At 61.5% G+C, this 15,932-nt stretch carries 14 protein-coding genes; 7 read left to right on the top strand and 7 right to left on the bottom strand.

The genetic code is table 11. The features are described 5' to 3' along the window. Positions 1-172 precede the first annotated feature (172 nt). The gene (locus tag BFQ00_RS24605; protein WP_065898139.1) at positions 173-907 is read right to left on the bottom strand and encodes a phosphoadenylyl-sulfate reductase; all 735 of its coding nucleotides are present in this window, start codon (positions 905-907) and stop codon (positions 173-175) included. A gap of 150 nt (positions 908-1,057) precedes the next feature. Between BFQ00_RS24605 and thrH the strand changes: the two genes are divergently transcribed. Further along, complete coding sequence (thrH, locus tag BFQ00_RS24600) at positions 1,058-1,675, top strand: bifunctional phosphoserine phosphatase/homoserine phosphotransferase ThrH (protein ID WP_065887826.1); 618 nt, start codon at positions 1,058-1,060, stop codon at positions 1,673-1,675. A gap of 68 nt (positions 1,676-1,743) precedes the next feature. Here the strand turns inward: thrH and BFQ00_RS24595 are convergent, their stop codons facing one another. The 6 genes from BFQ00_RS24595 to BFQ00_RS24570 form a co-directional block, all read right to left on the bottom strand. Then, positions 1,744-2,100, bottom strand: a complete 357-nt coding sequence (locus BFQ00_RS24595) for a helix-turn-helix domain-containing protein (protein ID WP_065892322.1) — start codon at positions 2,098-2,100, stop codon at positions 1,744-1,746. Further along, positions 2,100-2,402, bottom strand: a complete 303-nt coding sequence (locus BFQ00_RS24590) for a type II toxin-antitoxin system HigB family toxin (RefSeq protein WP_065887828.1) — start codon at positions 2,400-2,402, stop codon at positions 2,100-2,102. Before BFQ00_RS24590 ends, BFQ00_RS24595 begins: the two co-directional genes overlap by 1 nt. 225 nt (positions 2,403-2,627) lie before the next feature. Beyond that, positions 2,628-3,971 (bottom strand): aminodeoxychorismate synthase component I, encoded by a 1,344-nt coding sequence (pabB, locus tag BFQ00_RS24585; RefSeq protein ID WP_065935005.1) that lies wholly within the window; start codon positions 3,969-3,971, stop codon positions 2,628-2,630. Between the two features lie 100 nt (positions 3,972-4,071). Beyond that, complete coding sequence (locus tag BFQ00_RS24580; protein ID WP_065887830.1) at positions 4,072-5,058, bottom strand: alpha-L-glutamate ligase-like protein; 987 nt, start codon at positions 5,056-5,058, stop codon at positions 4,072-4,074. After that, entirely contained in the window at positions 5,058-6,590 is a 1,533-nt protein-coding gene (locus tag BFQ00_RS24575; RefSeq protein ID WP_065887831.1) for an osmotic stress tolerance membrane protein RloB, read from the bottom strand. Before BFQ00_RS24575 ends, BFQ00_RS24580 begins: the two co-directional genes overlap by 1 nt. 5 nt (positions 6,591-6,595) lie before the next feature. Continuing rightward, positions 6,596-7,135 (bottom strand): retropepsin-like aspartic peptidase RloA, encoded by a 540-nt coding sequence (locus BFQ00_RS24570; protein WP_065887832.1) that lies wholly within the window; start codon positions 7,133-7,135, stop codon positions 6,596-6,598. A gap of 265 nt (positions 7,136-7,400) precedes the next feature. Between BFQ00_RS24570 and BFQ00_RS24565 the strand changes: the two genes are divergently transcribed. The 6 genes from BFQ00_RS24565 to prpD all read left to right on the top strand — a co-directional run bounded on the left by BFQ00_RS24565 (position 7,401) and on the right by prpD (position 15,907). Continuing rightward, positions 7,401-8,099: a GntR family transcriptional regulator gene (locus BFQ00_RS24565; protein WP_065887833.1), complete on the top strand. Its 699-nt coding sequence runs from the start codon at positions 7,401-7,403 to the stop codon at positions 8,097-8,099. A gap of 13 nt (positions 8,100-8,112) precedes the next feature. After that, a complete protein-coding gene (gene prpB, locus BFQ00_RS24560; RefSeq protein WP_057721179.1) occupies positions 8,113-9,006 on the top strand; it encodes a methylisocitrate lyase in 894 nt (297 codons plus the stop codon). A 36-nt stretch (positions 9,007-9,042) separates the two neighbouring features. Further along, a complete protein-coding gene (gene prpC / locus BFQ00_RS24555; RefSeq protein ID WP_065935004.1) occupies positions 9,043-10,170 on the top strand; it encodes a bifunctional 2-methylcitrate synthase/citrate synthase in 1,128 nt (375 codons plus the stop codon). Positions 10,171-10,373: 203 nt separating this feature from the next. Next, positions 10,374-12,968 carry a Fe/S-dependent 2-methylisocitrate dehydratase AcnD gene (acnD, locus tag BFQ00_RS24550; protein WP_065935003.1) on the top strand — a complete coding sequence of 865 codons (2,595 nt, stop codon included), beginning with the start codon at positions 10,374-10,376 and terminating at the stop codon, positions 12,966-12,968. A gap of 11 nt (positions 12,969-12,979) precedes the next feature. After that, positions 12,980-14,170 carry a 2-methylaconitate cis-trans isomerase PrpF gene (prpF, locus tag BFQ00_RS24545; protein WP_065935002.1) on the top strand — a complete coding sequence of 397 codons (1,191 nt, stop codon included), beginning with the start codon at positions 12,980-12,982 and terminating at the stop codon, positions 14,168-14,170. A 252-nt stretch (positions 14,171-14,422) separates the two neighbouring features. Next, entirely contained in the window at positions 14,423-15,907 is a 1,485-nt protein-coding gene (gene prpD, locus BFQ00_RS24540) for a 2-methylcitrate dehydratase (protein WP_065935001.1), read from the top strand. The last annotated feature ends 25 nt before the right edge of the window (positions 15,908-15,932 follow it).

The following is a 15,932-nucleotide window of genomic DNA, read 5'->3' as shown; positions in this document are numbered from 1 at the left end:
AGAGCGTTTTGCTTACTTTTGCGCTTTTCAAAAGTGAGCCGCTGTAAAAGCGGAACCTATATCAGCCGTTACCGCAGAAACGGATATGTACTCGGTCCAATCCAACATCCTGGTCGGCCCAGAGGCCGCCATCAGGGGCGAGCCCCCTCCCACAGGTTTTACCGCATCAACTTCAAGCCTTGCTGATGATATTCCCCGCATGCAGCCCGCATTCCTTCTGCGTGGCTTCTTCCCACCACCAGCGGCCTTCACGCTCGTGCTGATTGGGCAATACCGGGCGGGTGCAGGGCTCGCAGCCGATGCTGATAAAGCCGCGTTCATGCAGGCTGTTATAGGGCAGCTCAAGCATGCGGATGTAACCCCAGATTTCCTCACTGGTCATCTGCGCCAGCGGGTTGAACTTGTACAGGGTACGTTCCGGGGTCGAGAACGCCGTATCGATTTCCAGCGCGGCCACCTGACTGCGGGTGCCCGGGCTCTGATCGCGGCGCTGGCCGGTGGCCCAGGCGCGTACACCTGCGAGTTTGCGGCGCAACGGTTCGATCTTGCGGATGCCGCAGCACTCGCCATGACCGTCTCTATAGAAGCTGAACAGGCCTTTCTCCTTGACGAAGGGTTCCAGCTTGCTCTGGTCCGGCGAGATCAGTTCGATGTCGATCTTGTAGAAGTCACGCACCTGTTCGATAAACCGATAGGTTTCCGGGTGCAGCCGACCGGTGTCGAGGCTGAACACCTTGACGTTCTTGTTCAGTTTCCAGGCCATGTCCACCAGCACCACATCTTCGGCGCCGCTGAAGGAAATCCACAGGTCGTCACCGAACTGGCTGAACGCCAGCTTGAGAATGTCCTGGGCGGACTTGTTGGCATAGGTCGTGGCGAGTTCAACGACGTCGAAGGCTTGGTTCATCAGGACGGTTCCTACAGGTCAGTGGCGCTGAGCGCTCTATAGGCGGCGATGGTATCAAAATCCGCCCTGCGTTGCGGCGGCGTGCTTGAATCGCTAGAGTTCGACAGTCCTTTTGCTCGCTCAACTTGAATAATACGAACGGAGTGTCTTGTGGAAATTGCCTGTCTCGACCTGGAAGGGGTGCTGGTTCCGGAAATCTGGATCGCCTTCGCCGAAAAAACCGGTATTGAATCCCTGCGCGCCACCACCCGTGACATTCCCGACTACGACGTGTTGATGCAGCAGCGCCTGCGTATCCTCGACGAGCACGGGCTCAAGCTTGCCGATATCCAGCAAGTGATCGCGACACTCAAGCCACTGGACGGCGCCATCGAGTTCGTCAACTGGCTGCGCGAACGCTTCCAGGTGGTGATCCTCTCCGACACCTTCTACGAGTTCTCCCAGCCGCTGATGCGCCAGCTGGGCTTTCCGACCTTGCTTTGCCACCGCCTGATTACCGATGAAAGCGACCGGGTGGTCGGTTACCAACTGCGCCAGAAAGACCCCAAGCGCCAGTCGGTACTGGCGTTCAAGACGCTGTATTACCGCGTGATTGCTGCCGGCGATTCCTACAACGACACCACAATGCTGGGTGAGGCTGATCGCGGAATTCTGTTCCATGCGCCAGACAATGTGATTCGTGAATTCCCGCAGTTTCCGGCCGTGCACACGTTTGAGGATTTGAAGCGGGAGTTTATCAAGGCGTCGAATCGGCCGTTGAGCCTGTAAGTTATCCGGCGCGGCTGATGGCCTCATCGGGAGCAAGCCCCCTCCCACATGGGCCTCCCAGCCTGCGCCTAAATGCCTGCCAGCAATCGTTCGTAAGGAATACACAATCCTTCATGCAGGCGTTTGATCATCGCCAGGCTCAGTTTGCGCTTGCCGTTCAGAACTTCTGAAACTCGCCCGCTGGGGCCGATAAAGGGTTCAAGGTCGCGGGCGGTCAAGCCCATTTGTTCCATGCGGAATTTGATCGCTTCCACAGGGTCCGAAGGCGGCATTGGAAAATGTTCCGCCTCGTATTTCTCGATGAGAACAGCGAGAATTTCGAGCTCGTCACCTTCGGGGCTGCCGATGGCCGCTCCCCAAATCTGCTCGACGCGCGCGAGCGCAGCGGCCAGGTCTTCCTGAGAGTGAATAGGTTTGATGTTCATCACACGGTCTCCGCGTTGATTGAGTCGTACTGCGCGTGGGTGCCGACGAAGCGGATAAACCCAAGTTGTCGCTCATAATCGATCGACATGATCACCCGATACTTGTTGCCACCCACGTTGAACACAACCCTGGCGCCTTTGAGAATGCTCGCAGTCCTGAGCTCTGCCTTGAGGGCCTGTGGTGTCGGATAAGTGGCTTTTTCCATATGGCGATACAGCTCGACCAAGGGCGTTTTCGCGTCGGCAAAAGCCGGGCGACTCTCCCAGAATATTCGTAGGGTGGAGAGAGCGATTATGCGCATCGTTCTGACCTCCCGTTTTGGGAGATAGTAGAGTGGAGCGGGAGAGGATGCAATTCCTGAAACAAATCCTGACGATTGAACAGTCGCATATGTGATCCTTCACAGACGGCCGGTGGGCGGTGGAAGACGGAAGCTATCGCGCAGCTCACCGTCGGTCCACAACCGATCTGATTCGGGGTTTTTCGTGGCGAAGTCGCTGCCTTGCGCGGCAGGAATGGCCTGGTTCTAGAGCGCTTCCAGGGTGTGTAACAACACCCGTACCTTGGTCAGCGACTCCTGATATTCCGCCTCCCACTGCGAGTCCGCCACGATCCCGCCGCCGCCCCAGCAGCACACCTGCCCGTCCTTGACCAGCAGGCTGCGGATGGCAATGGAGCTGTCCATTTCGCCGCGCACGTCCAGGTACATCAGTGAACCGCAGTACAAGCCACGTCGGGTCGGCTCCAGTTCGTCGATGATCTGCATGGCGCGGATCTTCGGCGCGCCGGTGATGGAGCCGCCGGGGAAGCTGCCTTCGATGAGGTCGAGGGCATCCTTGTCGTCGGCCAGCGTGCCGGTGACGCTGCTTACCAGGTGGTGCACGTTGGGGTAGCTTTCAAGGCTGAACAGCTCCGGTACGGTTACCGAGCCGATTCGGCAACTGCGGCCGAGGTCGTTGCGCAGCAGGTCGACGATCATCAGGTTTTCCGCGCGGTCCTTGGGGCTGGCCAACAGTTCGTCGGCGTGCGCGGCGTCTTCCTGGGGTGTCAGGCCACGGGGGCGGGTGCCCTTGATCGGGCGGGTTTCGACATGGCGCTCGCTGATCCGCACGAAACGCTCGGGCGACAGGCTCAATACCGCACCGTGATCCGGCAGGCTCTGGAATCCGGAGAACGGCGTCGGGCACGCTTGGCGCAATGCGCAGTAAGCCACCCAGGGATCACCGGCGCACGGTGCGCGAAAACGCTGGGCAAAGTTGACCTGATAGCAGTCACCGGCCTGGATGTAGTCCTGGATGCGTACGATGGCCTGGCGGTACGCCTCGGCCGTGAGGTCTGGCGTCATGGGGCCTTGCAGCGTGAAGCTGGCCGCTGACGCAGTGAATGGCCGACTGAACAGGGCAATCAGGCGCTGCCGCTCACGGTCGACCAGTGTGGGGTGAAACACCAGTTGGCTGGTCTGCGCCTGATGATCACTGATCAGCGCCCAGGCATACAGGCCCAGGCGCGCGTCCGGCAGGTGCAGGTCGTCTACCGCCAAGTGCGGCATGTGTTCCAGGTGGCGGCCGAAGTCATAACTCAGGTAGCCGATCAAACCACCGGCAAAGGGCAACTCTGCACCGGCGGGCAGCGTCGCTTCGCCCAAGTTCGTCAGGCTATCGCGCAGGCGTTGCAGGAAATTGTCGCCGCGCTCCTCAGGCTCAACCGCGAAGGTTTCCTCCGGCCAGGCGCTGAGCAGGTCATAACGGCCACGCTCGGCAGCCGGCCGGCCGCTGTCGAGCAGCACCGCGCCAGGGGCATGGCGAATCGCCGCAAAGTACTCGGCGGGATTGGCCCGATAGGGCAGCGGATGTACGGAACAGGTCGACATGCGGGGGTGGATCAGCCAGTGGCGCGGGGGAGGGGATTGTAGTCCCCTGTAGGATTTGCTCCTAGAGGGGATGTCGGGGATAGACAGTTTGAAGACCGGATCAGCCTTCCACCGGCGGAATATGACCGAACATTTCCTGTACGAACTTCACCCGCTCTTCCACGGTTTCGGTCACGCCGGCGGCTTTCAGTTCTTCCAGCCGCGCCTCCACCGCATGGGTGCGCAGGGTCAGGCCGCAGTCGTTGGCAATCTGGATATTCAGCCCCGGCCGCGCATTCAGCTCCAGGATCAGCGGGCCTTTTTCCTGGTCGAGCACCATGTCCACGCCGATATAGCCCAGGCCGCACAGCTCATAACAGCCGGCCGCCAACTTCATGAAGCCGTCCCAGTTGGGCAGTTGCACGCCATCCACTGCGTTGGTGGTATCCGGGTGCTTGGTGATGATGGTGTTCAGCCATGTGCCACGCAGGGTCAGGCCGGTGGCCAGGTCCACGCCCACGCCAATCGCGCCCTGGTGCAGGTTGGCCTTGCCACCGGACTGACGGGTCGGCAAGCGCAGCATCGCCATCACCGGATACCCCATCAGCACAATGATGCGGATATCCGGCACGCCTTCGTAGCTGATGCTCTTGAAGATCTGGTCGGGCACCACGCGGTATTCGATCAAGGCGCGGTCGCGGTGGCCGCCCAGGGAGTACAGGCCGGTCAGGATGCTGGAAATCTGATGCTCGATTTCTTCGTGGCTGATGATCTTGCCGGACACCGTGCGATAGCGCCCTTCAAAACGGTCGGCCACCACCAGGATGCCATCGCCGCCGGCACCCTGGGCGGGCTTGATCACGAAGTCGCTGCGCCCGCCGATAATGTCGTCGAGCTTGTCGATTTCCTTCTCGGTGGAGATCACCCCGTACATTTGCGGCACATGGATGCCGGCCGCCATGGCCCGCTCCTTGGTGATGATCTTGTCATCCACGATCGGGTACAGGCTGCGCTTGTTGTACTTGAGCACATAGTCGGCGTTACGCCGGTTGATGCCCATGATCCCGCGCGCCTCCAGGGCTTTCCAGGTCTTCCAGAAGCCGAACATTACGAGTCAGCCTTCAAGAACGCCTTGAAACGTACCAGTTCGGTCAGGCGATAACCGCGATAACGCCCCATGGCCAGCATGAAACCTACCAGGATCAGCAGGATCGCCGGGAAGGTGAACACGAAGTAGACCAGCTCCGGCACGCTCATGATGATGTGCGCCAGGGAGGCCGCGAACAGCGTGCCGATCGCGACTTTCAGCGCATGGTTGGCGCCACGCTCTTCCCAGGTGATCGACAGGCGTTCGATGGTCATGGTCAGGATCACCATCGGGAACAGCGCCACCGACAGGCCTCGCTCCAGGCCCAGCTTGTGGCTGAACAGGCTGATGGCGGCAATCAGCACCACCACGAAGGTCAGCACCACCGACAGGCGCGGCAGCATCTGCAGCTTGAGGTGTTCCAGGTAGGACCTGAGCGAAAGCCCCAGCGCGGTAATAATGGTGAACAGCACAATGCCGAAGCCCAGTTGCGTCTCGCGAAACGCCAGGGCAATCAGCACCGGGGTGAAGGTGCCGAGGGTCTGCAGGCCGATCAGGTTGCGCAGGATCAGGATCACCAGCACGCCAATCGGGATCATCACCATGATCATGAACGTCTGCTGGGTTTGCAGCGGCAGGCCGTACAGCGAGTATTCGAGAAAGTTGGCGTCGGTGTTTTCGTCGGTCAGCTTGGCCAGGCGAATGGCATTCATCTCGCTGTTGTTCAGGCTGAAGGTGACCATGGCTTTCTTGCCGCCATCGACCGTGATCAGGTTTTCATCGCCGGTCCACCACAGCAGGCGGTCGGCGGGCAGGCCTTGTTCACCGGTTTCCGGGTTGAAGTACAGCCAGTCGTTGCCGTTGAAGCTGCGCAGCCACAGTTCAGGCGATTGCGGCTGGTCGGCGACGAGGCGGATGGTGTGGACTTTTTCCACCGGGACGTGGGCGATGGACAACAGCAATTCGACGATCTTGGCCTTGTGCGGCGTCGACGGGTCGCCCGCCAGCAGCAGTTTTACATTGTCGTCGTTGAGGTTGTTGGTGCGCTTGATGGCTTCGGTGATAAAGGTTTCGACGTCTGCCGAGTGCTGGCGAATCGGCGCGAGCAAGGCTTCGGCGGCGATTTTTTCCGGGCCTTCCACGGCGATGCTGTCGCGAAAGGTCGGGCCCTTGATCTTGACCTTTTCACCGCTGTAGCGCTTGGTCAGCACCAGGCGGTAATACAGCGTCTGGTTACCCTTGGCGCGGCGCGCCGACCAGGTGACCTTGCGGTTGCCGTCGGCGCGGTTGACGCTCACCCCGTAGTTGTTCGAGATGAAACTCTCATTGAGGCTGACGAAGTCGCGGCTCAACGGCGGCACGAACATCGAAATCTTCACCGGGTCCTTGGGGTTGGCGACGAACTCGACCTTGGCGTCGATGTTCCACAAGTCGTCGGTGGCGTCCTCGGTGACAGGGATGCCCAGCACGAAGATCTGGTAGGCGGTGACCGAAATACCCAGCACCACCAGAATGGTGATCAGGATTTTCAGGTGCAGGGTCAGAGAGCGCATTCGGTTTACTCGGCGGTATGAGCGTCGGCGGCGCAGGCAGGTTTGCCTGCTGCATATTTAAGGCTGGGGTCGATCAGCGCATCAAAGCGCTTGAGCGCTTCGGAGCCGATCAGCAGCGGATATTGGAAGGTGCTGCGGTCGGTCAAGTTCACTTCGATACTGCGTAAAGCGCTGCCCATGCAGATATCCAGGGCAATCACCGGACGAGCGGTGTACTGCTTGTCCTCATCGGGGTCGTAGTCACCGGCGCGGCGCTTGATTTTGCTGACGCGGGCCAGGGGGCGTTCGATGGGGTGGGAGTGGGCGGTATCGATGGCCAGGTAGAAGCGTACCCAGGATTCGCCGTTGCGCTTGAAGCGTTTGATATCGCGCGCACTCAGCGAAGCGGTCTTGGCGCCGGTGTCGAGTTTGGCCGCGACTTCCAGGTCGATGCCCGCCAGCTTGGCGTATTCGTTCAGGCCATACACCGTCTTCTCGGCGGCAACGCCAAGGCTTGGTATGGACAATAGGCATAACAACAATAGGGGGAAGGGCTTGAGTCTCATAATTCCTGAGGCGATGCAGTGCGAAATTCAAGGCGACTGGCATTACTGCGCAAGCTCCCTCGTGCGCCATTTCATCTTGAGATGTCAGGCAAAAGCGGCGGGCATTCTAACATGATGCTTTTTTGGCGCCAGCGCTGGCAGGCGGCCATGCTCATCAACGGCCAATAAGGTTATTAGACGATTGTCGACAATGTTGATTTATTCTTTGACTAAGTAGTGAGCATTAGCTAGTTTTTGCCGCATTGCATTTAAAGGTGTCGACAATATGCTGGGTCAATCGGGATTTCCGTCGGCGCTGTCGGATGAATCCCAAACTATGTCGGAAAACGTCTTCCGGCGCATCCAGGCCGCCATCGTCAAGGGCGAGATCGCCCCCGGCACGAAGATTTCCGAACCGGAGCTGGCGCGTACCTACGGCATCAGCCGTGGCCCGTTGCGCGAGGCGATTCACCGTCTGGAAGGCCAGCGCCTGCTGGTGCGGGTGCCCCATGTCGGCGCGCGGGTGGTGTCATTGAGTCACGCCGAGCTGATCGAGCTGTATGAAATCCGCGAGTCATTGGAAGGCATGGCTTGCCGGCTGGCGGCCGAGCGCATGACCGACGCGGAAATCGAAGAACTGCGCCAGGTATTGCACACCCATGAACGGGATGCCGCGTTCCAGGCCGGTGTCGGCTACTACCAGCAGGAAGGTGACTTCGATTTTCATTACCGGATCATTCAAGGTGCCGGTAACCGCACCCTGACCCAGATGCTCTGCGGTGAGCTGTACCAATTGGTGCGCATGTACCGCATCCAGTTTTCCGCCACCCCCAATCGTCCACGCCAGGCCTTTGCCGAGCATCACCGCATTCTTGACGCGATTGCCGATCGCGACGGTGAACTGGCCGAACTGTTGATGCGCCGGCATATCGGTGCTTCCAAACGCAACATCGCCCGTCACTTTCCGGACGGCGCTCCCCAATAAATAGAGGTGAGTCATGAGTTCCACGAACAAGAGCACCCCAGGCCAGCGTTTCCGAGACGCGGTCGCCAGTGAACAGCCGCTGCAGGTGGTTGGCGCAATCAATGCCAACCACGCCTTGCTGGCCAAGCGCGCCGGCTTCAAGGCGATCTACCTGTCAGGCGGGGGCGTGGCCGCCGGCTCCCTGGGCGTTCCGGACCTGGGCATTACCGGCCTGGATGACGTGCTGACCGATGTACGCCGTATCACCGATGTGTGCGACCTGCCGCTGCTGGTGGACGTGGACACCGGTTTCGGTTCCTCGGCGTTCAACGTGGCGCGCACCGTCAAGTCGATGATCAAGTTCGGCGCCGCCGCCATCCATATCGAAGACCAGGTCGGCGCCAAGCGCTGCGGCCATCGCCCTAACAAGGAAATCGTGTCCCAGCAGGAAATGGTCGACCGCATCAAGGCCGCCGTGGACGCGCGCACCGATGACAGCTTCGTGATCATGGCCCGCACCGACGCCCTGGCCGTGGAAGGTCTGGAGTCCGCCCTGGAGCGCGCCGCCGCCTGCATCGAGGCCGGCGCCGACATGGTGTTCCCGGAAGCCATCACCGAACTTGAGATGTACAAGCTGTTCGCCTCGCGGGTGAAAGCCCCGATCCTGGCCAACATCACCGAATTCGGCGCGACCCCGCTGTTCACCACCGAACAGTTGAAATCTGCCGATGTTTCCATCGTGCTGTACCCGCTCTCGGCCTTCCGCGCCATGAACAAGGCGGCCGAGAATGTGTACACCGCCATCCGCCGCGACGGTACGCAGCAGAATGTGATCGACACCATGCAAACCCGCATGGAGCTCTACGATCGTATCGACTACCACACCTTCGAGCAGAAGCTCGACGCGCTGTTTGCCGCGAAAAAGTAACGGCTCTCTGAACAACTATAAAATGGGAGAAGAACCATGGCTGAAGCAAAAGTATTGAGTGGCGCCGGCCTGCGTGGCCAGGTGGCCGGGCAGACCGCACTGTCGACCGTGGGCCAGGCCGGTGCCGGCTTGACCTATCGCGGCTATGACGTGCGTGAACTGGCCGCCGATGCGCAATTTGAAGAAGTCGCCTATCTGCTGCTGTACGGCGAACTGCCGACCCAGGCCGAACTGGCGGCCTACAGCGCCAGGCTGGGCAAGCTGCGCGACTTGCCGCAAGCGTTGAAGGAAGTGCTCGAGCGCATCCCCGCCGACGCCCACCCGATGGACGTGATGCGCACCGGTTGTTCGTTCCTGGGCAATATCGAGCCGGAAAAAGACTTCAGCGTGCAGCACGACGTCACCGACCGCCTGCTCGCCGCGTTCCCGGCGATCATGTGCTACTGGTACCGCTTCAGCCACGACGGCAAACGCATCGACTGCGTCACCGACGAGCCGAGCATTGGCGGGCACTTCCTGCACCTGCTGCACGGCAAGAAGCCGAGCGAGCTGCATGTCAAAGTGATGAACGTGTCGCTGATCCTCTACGCCGAACACGAATTCAACGCCTCGACCTTCACCGCCCGGGTCTGTGCGTCGACCCTGTCCGACCTGTATTCCTGCGTGACCGCGGCCATCGGTTCCCTGCGCGGCCCGCTGCACGGCGGTGCCAACGAAGCGGCGATGGAGATGATCGAGCGTTTCGGTTCGGCCGAAGAAGCCGTCGAAGGCACCCTCGGCATGCTGGCGCGCAAGGACAAGATCATGGGTTTTGGTCACGCGATCTACAAGGACAGCGACCCGCGTAACGAAGTGATCAAGGGCTGGTCGAAAAAACTCGCTGACGAGGTGGGCGACACGGTGTTGTTCCCGGTGTCCGAAGCCATCGACAAGACCATGTGGGAGCAGAAGAAACTGTTCCCCAATGCCGATTTCTACCATGCCTCGGCGTACCACTTCATGGGCATTCCCACCAAGCTGTTCACGCCGATTTTCGTCTGCTCGCGGCTCACCGGCTGGGCGGCGCACGTGTTCGAGCAGCGCGCCAATAACCGCATCATCCGTCCAAGCGCCGAGTACATCGGCGTTGAGCAGCGCAAGTTCGTGCCAATCGAACGTCGCTGAATGAGAGGGCCCACGGACCCGGGACTGGAATGCGATCAACGTGCGGGAGGGGGCTTGCCCCCGATAGCAGGGTGTCATGCAGCACATGTGTCGACTGATACACCGCTATCGGGGGCAAGCCCCCTCCCACATTTTGGATTGCATTTCAATTTTCCGACCGGCGTAGGTCTTCCTTTTGCAATCACCGTGACCGAGTCCTGACGATGAACACTGAATTTCGCAAACCGCTCCCCGGCAGCCGCCTGGATTTCTTCGACGCCCGTGCGGCTGTCGAGGCAATCAGCCCCGGCGCCTACGCCACTTTGCCGTATACCTCACGCGTACTCGCGGAAAACCTGGTGCGCCGCTGCGACCCGGCCACCCTCAACGCGTCCCTGAGCCAATTGATCGAACGTCGGCGTGACCTCGACTTCCCCTGGTTCCCGGCCCGCGTGGTCTGCCATGACATCCTTGGCCAGACCGCGCTGGTGGACCTGGCCGGCCTGCGCGACGCCATTGCCCTGCAAGGCGGCGATCCGGCGCAGGTCAACCCGGTGGTGCCCACCCAGTTGATCGTCGACCACTCCCTGGCCGTCGAAGCCGGTGGTGCCGACCCCGAGGCGTTCGAAAAAAACCGCGCCATCGAAGACCGCCGCAACGAAGATCGCTTCCACTTTATCGAGTGGACCAAGAAGGCCTTCAAGAACGTCGACGTGATCCCGCCGGGCAACGGCATCATGCACCAGATCAACCTGGAGAAAATGTCCCCGGTGATTCAGGTGCGTGACGGTGTGGCGTTCCCCGACACGTGCGTGGGCACCGACAGCCACACCCCGCATGTGGATGCCCTGGGCGTGATCGCCATCGGCGTCGGGGGCCTTGAGGCCGAAAGCGTGATGCTTGGGCGTGCGTCGTGGATGCGCCTGCCCGAAAGCGTCGGCGTGGAGTTGACCGGCAAGCTGCAGCCGGGTATCACCGCCACCGATATGGTGCTGGCGCTGACCGAGTTCCTGCGCCAACAGAAGGTGGTCGGCGCGTGGCTGGAGTTCTTCGGCGAAGGGGCGTCGGCATTGACCCTGGGCGACCGTGCGACGATTTCCAACATGGCCCCGGAATACGGCGCCACTGCGGCCATGTTCTACATCGACCAGCAGACCATCGCCTACCTGAAACTCACTGGCCGGGAAGACGAACAAGTCGCCCTGGTCGAACAATATGCGCGCCACACCGGCCTGTGGGCCGATGATCTCAAGGGCGCGCACTACGAGCGTGGCCTGACATTCGATCTTTCCAGCGTTGTGCGCAACATGGCCGGCCCGAGCAATCCGCACGCCCGTGTCGCCACCCGCGACCTGGCGTCAAAAGGCATCAGCGGGCAGTGGGACGAAGTGCCAGGGCAAATGCCCGACGGCGCCGTGATCATCGCCGCCATCACCAGTTGCACCAACACCAGCAACCCGCGCAACGTGATCGCCGCCGGCCTGCTGGCGCGCAACGCCAACAGGCTCGGGCTGACGCGCAAGCCGTGGGTCAAGTCGTCCCTGGCGCCGGGCTCGAAAACCGTGGCCATGTACCTGGAGGAAGCAGGCCTGGGGCATGAGCTGGAAAAACTCGGGTTTGGCGTGGTGGCCTTTGCCTGCACCACCTGCAACGGCATGTCCGGCGCGCTCGACCCGCTGATCCAGCAGGAAATCATCGACCGCGACCTGTACGCCACTGCCGTGCTGTCGGGCAACCGCAACTTCGACGGGCGCATTCACCCGTATGCCAAGCAGGCGTTCCTGGCCTCGCCGCCGCTGGTCGTGGCCTATGCGATTGCCGGCACCATTCGGTTCGATATCGAGAAAGACGTGCTCGGGCTCGACGCCGGCGGCAAGGAAATCCGCCTGCAGGACATCTGGCCAAGCGACGAAGAGATCGACGCGGTGGTCAAGGCGTCGGTCAAGCCGGAGCAGTTCCGTGCGGTGTACATCCCGATGTTCGCCATTCACGAAGACACCGGCCCCAAAGTCACCCCGCTGTACGACTGGCGCCCGCAAAGCACCTATATTCGCCGCCCGCCGTATTGGGAAGGTGCATTGGCCGGTGCGCGTCCGCTCAAGGGCATGCGCCCGCTGGCGGTGCTGCCGGACAACATCACCACCGATCACCTGTCGCCGTCGAACGCGATCATGCTCGATAGCGCCGCCGGCGAGTACCTGGCGAAAATGGGCCTGCCGGAAGTTGACTTCAACTCCTACGCGACGCACCGGGGCGATCACCTGACTGCGCAACGCGCCACCTTCGCCAACCCGAAACTGTTCAACGAAATGGTGCAGGAAAACGGCAAGGTCAAGCAGGGCTCCCTGGCGCGTATCGAGCCGGAAGGCAAGGTCACGCGGATGTGGGAAGCCATCGAAACCTACATGGAACGCAAGCAGCCGCTGATCATCATCGCCGGTGCCGACTACGGCCAGGGCTCGTCGCGCGACTGGGCGGCCAAGGGCGTACGCCTGGCCGGGGTGGAAGCGATCGCCGCCGAGGGTTTCGAGCGTATCCACCGCACCAACCTGGTGGGCATGGGCGTATTGCCCCTGGAGTTCCTGCCGGGTACCGACCGCCACACACTCAAGATCGACGGCAGCGAAACCTATGACGTGCTCGGCGAACGCACGCCGCGTGCGCAACTGACCCTGGTGATAAACCGCAAAAATGGCGAGCGTGTCGAGGTGCCGGTGACCTGCCGCCTGGACACCGCTGAAGAAGTGTCAATCTACGAGGCGGGCGGCGTGTTGCAACGTTTTGCCCAGGACTTCCTGGAATCGGCGGCCACCGCCTGAAGAGGATAACCATGGCACACGCAGCGCAAATCAAGATCCCCGCCACTTATATGCGTGGCGGCACCAGCAAGGGGGTTTTCTTCAGCCTCGAGGACCTGCCGCCATCGGCCCAGGTGCCGGGTGCGGCCCGTGACGCCTTGCTGTTGCGGGTGATCGGCAGCCCCGACCCCTATGACAAGCAGATCGACGGCATGGGCGGCGCCACGTCCAGCACCAGCAAAAGCGTGATCCTGTCCAGGAGCACCCGTGCCGGGCATGACGTGGACTACCTGTTTGGCCAGGTCTCCATCGACAAGCCGTTTGTCGACTGGAGTGGCAACTGCGGCAACCTGTCGGCGGCGGTCGGTTCGTTCGCCATCAGCGCCGGCCTGGTCGACCCGGCCCGCGTGCCCCACAACGGCGTGGCCGTGGTGCGCATATGGCAGGCCAATATCGGCAAGACCATCATTGCCCACGTGCCGATTACCGACGGTGCGGTGCAGGAAACCGGTGATTTCGAACTCGACGGCGTGACCTTTCCCGCCGCCGAAGTGCAGCTGGAATTCATCGACCCGGCGGCGGAAGAAGAGGGCGGTGGCGGCTCGATGTTCCCCACCGGCAACCTGATCGACGAACTGGAAGTGCCGGGTGTCGGCACCTTCAAGGCCACCCTGATCAATGCCGGTATCCCGACGATTTTCATCAATGCCCAAGACCTGGGCTACACCGGCACCGAGCTGCAAGGCGCAATCAACGGCGACCCGCAGGCCCTGGCGATGTTCGAGACCGTGCGTGCCTATGGCGCGTTGCGCATGGGCCTGATCAAACACCTGGACGAAGCGGCCCAGCGCCAGCACACGCCGAAGGTTGCGTTCGTGGCCAAGCCAGCCGATTACGTGGCCTCCAGCGGCAAGGCGATCAAGGCCGGCGATGTGGACCTGCTGGTGCGGGCCCTATCCATGGGCAAGTTGCACCACGCCATGATGGGCACGGCGGCGGTGGCGATCGGCACGGCGGCGGCGATTTCCGGCACCCTGGTCAACCAGGCGGCAGGTGGTGTGGAGCGCAACGCCGTGCGCTTCGGCCATCCTTCGGGCACCTTGCGCGTCGGTGCCGAGGCGACGCAAGTCAACGGTGAGTGGGTGGTGAAGAAAGCCATCATGAGCCGCAGTGCGCGGGTGTTGATGGAAGGTTTCGTGCGCGTCCCCGGCGACTCATTCTAAAACCCGGCACCAATCCCAAGGGAGGGGGCTTGCCCTAATTGCTACTGTAGGAGCGAGCTTGCTCGCGAAAAACTTCAACGAATACGCGTGCTTTTTGAATGAACGCGGCGCCTGTAAGTTTTTCGCGAGCAAGCTCGCTCCTACAGATGGGCCCTCTCCACAGTGGATCTCTATTCCAAGGCAGGCAACCAGACCTGCCCTGATGATCAACCGTGACCCTGAGGAATAAACCACCCTTTTTGGAGAACTGCCATGAGCGCCAACGTCGACCAGAACAACCGCCCCGACTACGACCAGGTCCTGCAGGACATTGCCGACTATGTCCTCACCTACCGAGTCGAGTCCCAAGCCGCCCTGGACACCGCACGCAACTGCCTGATGGACACCCTCGGCTGCGGCCTGCTGGCGTTGCGCTTTCCCGAGTGCACCAAGCACCTGGGACCGCTCGTCGAAGGCACGGTCGTGCCGTTCGGCGCACGGGTGCCGGGCACTTCGTTGCGGCTGGACCCGGTCAAGGCCGCCTGGGACATCGGCTGCATCGTGCGCTGGCTCGATTACAACGACACCTGGCTCGCGGCGGAGTGGGGCCACCCTTCGGACAATCTGGGCGGCATCCTCGCGGTGGCTGATCATCTGTCGCAGCAACGCGTGGCCAACGGCGACGCGCCGCTGAGCGTACGCACGGTGCTGGAAGCGATGATCATGGCCCACGAGATCCAGGGCGTGATTGCCCTGGAAAACGCCTTCAACCGCGTCGGCCTCGACCATGTGCTGCTGGTCAAAGTCGCCTCGACGGCAGTCACCGCCAAGCTGATGGGCGCCAACCGCGAGCAACTGCTCGCCGCCTTGTCCCATGCGTTTGTCGACGGGCAGGCGTTGCGTACGTACCGCCATGCGCCCAATGCCGGTTCGCGCAAGTCCTGGGCGGCGGGCGATGCATCGAGTCGCGGGGTGCGCCTGGCGGATATCGCGATGCGTGGCGAGATGGGCATACCCGGTGTACTGAGCGCGCCGCAGTGGGGCTTCTACGACGTTTTGTTCAGCCACACCAACAAGGACCTGGCCCTCAAGCCGGAAGAACAGCGCAGGTTCAGCCTGTCCCAGCCCTACGGCACCTACGTGATGGAAAACGTGCTGTTCAAGATCAGCTTTCCCGCTGAATTCCACGCGCAGACTGCCTGCGAAGCGGCGGTCATCCTGCATCCGCAGGTCAAGCAGCGCCTGCATGAAGTCGAACGTATCGTGATCACCACCCACGAGTCGGCCATTCGTATCATTTCCAAGGTTGGCCCATTGGCCAACGCCGCGGACCGTGACCATTGCCTGCAATACATGACCGCCGTGCCCCTGGCCTTCGGTGACCTGGTGGCCGAACAGTATGAAGACTCCTTCCATGCCGCCCATCCGATCATCGATGAGCTGCGCGGGAAAATGGTCATCGTTGAAGACCCGCGTTACAGCCGCGAATACCTGGAGGCCGACAAGCGCTCCATTGCCAACGCGGTGCAGGTGTTCTTCACCGACGGCACCTGCACCGAGCAGGTGGCGGTGGAGTATCCGATTGGCCATCGCCGTCGTCGGCTGGATGGAATTCCTCTGCTGGAAGCCAAGTTCAAAGCCAATCTGGCGACGCGCTTCCCCGCGCAGCGCAGCGCCGAGATTTTTGCCTTGTGCACGGACCAGGCACGGCTTGAGGCTACCCCAGTCAACCGTTTCATGGACCTGTTCATGATCTAGAAAACAACGCGGTCAATGTGGGAGG

The sequence above is a fragment of the Pseudomonas sp. 28 E 9 genome (assembly GCF_900004785.1).
GTDB lineage: Bacteria > Pseudomonadota > Gammaproteobacteria > Pseudomonadales > Pseudomonadaceae > Aquipseudomonas > Aquipseudomonas orientalis_A.
This window is presented reverse-complemented; position numbering and strand designations above follow the sequence as displayed.

What these genes read in the sequence shown, in the direction of transcription:
- BFQ00_RS24605 (WP_065898139.1), bottom strand. Translation starts at nt 907, where the DNA reads ATGAACCAAGCCTTCGACGTCGTTGAACTCGCCACGACCTATGCCAAC.
- BFQ00_RS24595 (WP_065892322.1), bottom strand. Translation starts at nt 2,100, where the DNA reads ATGAACATCAAACCTATTCACTCTCAGGAAGACCTGGCCGCTGCGCTC.
- BFQ00_RS24590 (WP_065887828.1), bottom strand. Translation starts at nt 2,402, where the DNA reads ATGCGCATAATCGCTCTCTCCACCCTACGAATATTCTGGGAGAGTCGC.
- pabB (WP_065935005.1), bottom strand. Translation starts at nt 3,971, where the DNA reads ATGTCGACCTGTTCCGTACATCCGCTGCCCTATCGGGCCAATCCCGCC.
- BFQ00_RS24580 (WP_065887830.1), bottom strand. Translation starts at nt 5,058, where the DNA reads ATGTTCGGCTTCTGGAAGACCTGGAAAGCCCTGGAGGCGCGCGGGATC.
- BFQ00_RS24575 (WP_065887831.1), bottom strand. Translation starts at nt 6,590, where the DNA reads ATGCGCTCTCTGACCCTGCACCTGAAAATCCTGATCACCATTCTGGTG.
- BFQ00_RS24570 (WP_065887832.1), bottom strand. Translation starts at nt 7,135, where the DNA reads ATGAGACTCAAGCCCTTCCCCCTATTGTTGTTATGCCTATTGTCCATA.
- BFQ00_RS24565 (WP_065887833.1), top strand. Translation starts at nt 7,401, where the DNA reads ATGCTGGGTCAATCGGGATTTCCGTCGGCGCTGTCGGATGAATCCCAA.
- prpB (WP_057721179.1), top strand. Translation starts at nt 8,113, where the DNA reads ATGAGTTCCACGAACAAGAGCACCCCAGGCCAGCGTTTCCGAGACGCG.
- prpC (WP_065935004.1), top strand. Translation starts at nt 9,043, where the DNA reads ATGGCTGAAGCAAAAGTATTGAGTGGCGCCGGCCTGCGTGGCCAGGTG.
- acnD (WP_065935003.1), top strand. Translation starts at nt 10,374, where the DNA reads ATGAACACTGAATTTCGCAAACCGCTCCCCGGCAGCCGCCTGGATTTC.
- prpF (WP_065935002.1), top strand. Translation starts at nt 12,980, where the DNA reads ATGGCACACGCAGCGCAAATCAAGATCCCCGCCACTTATATGCGTGGC.
- prpD (WP_065935001.1), top strand. Translation starts at nt 14,423, where the DNA reads ATGAGCGCCAACGTCGACCAGAACAACCGCCCCGACTACGACCAGGTC.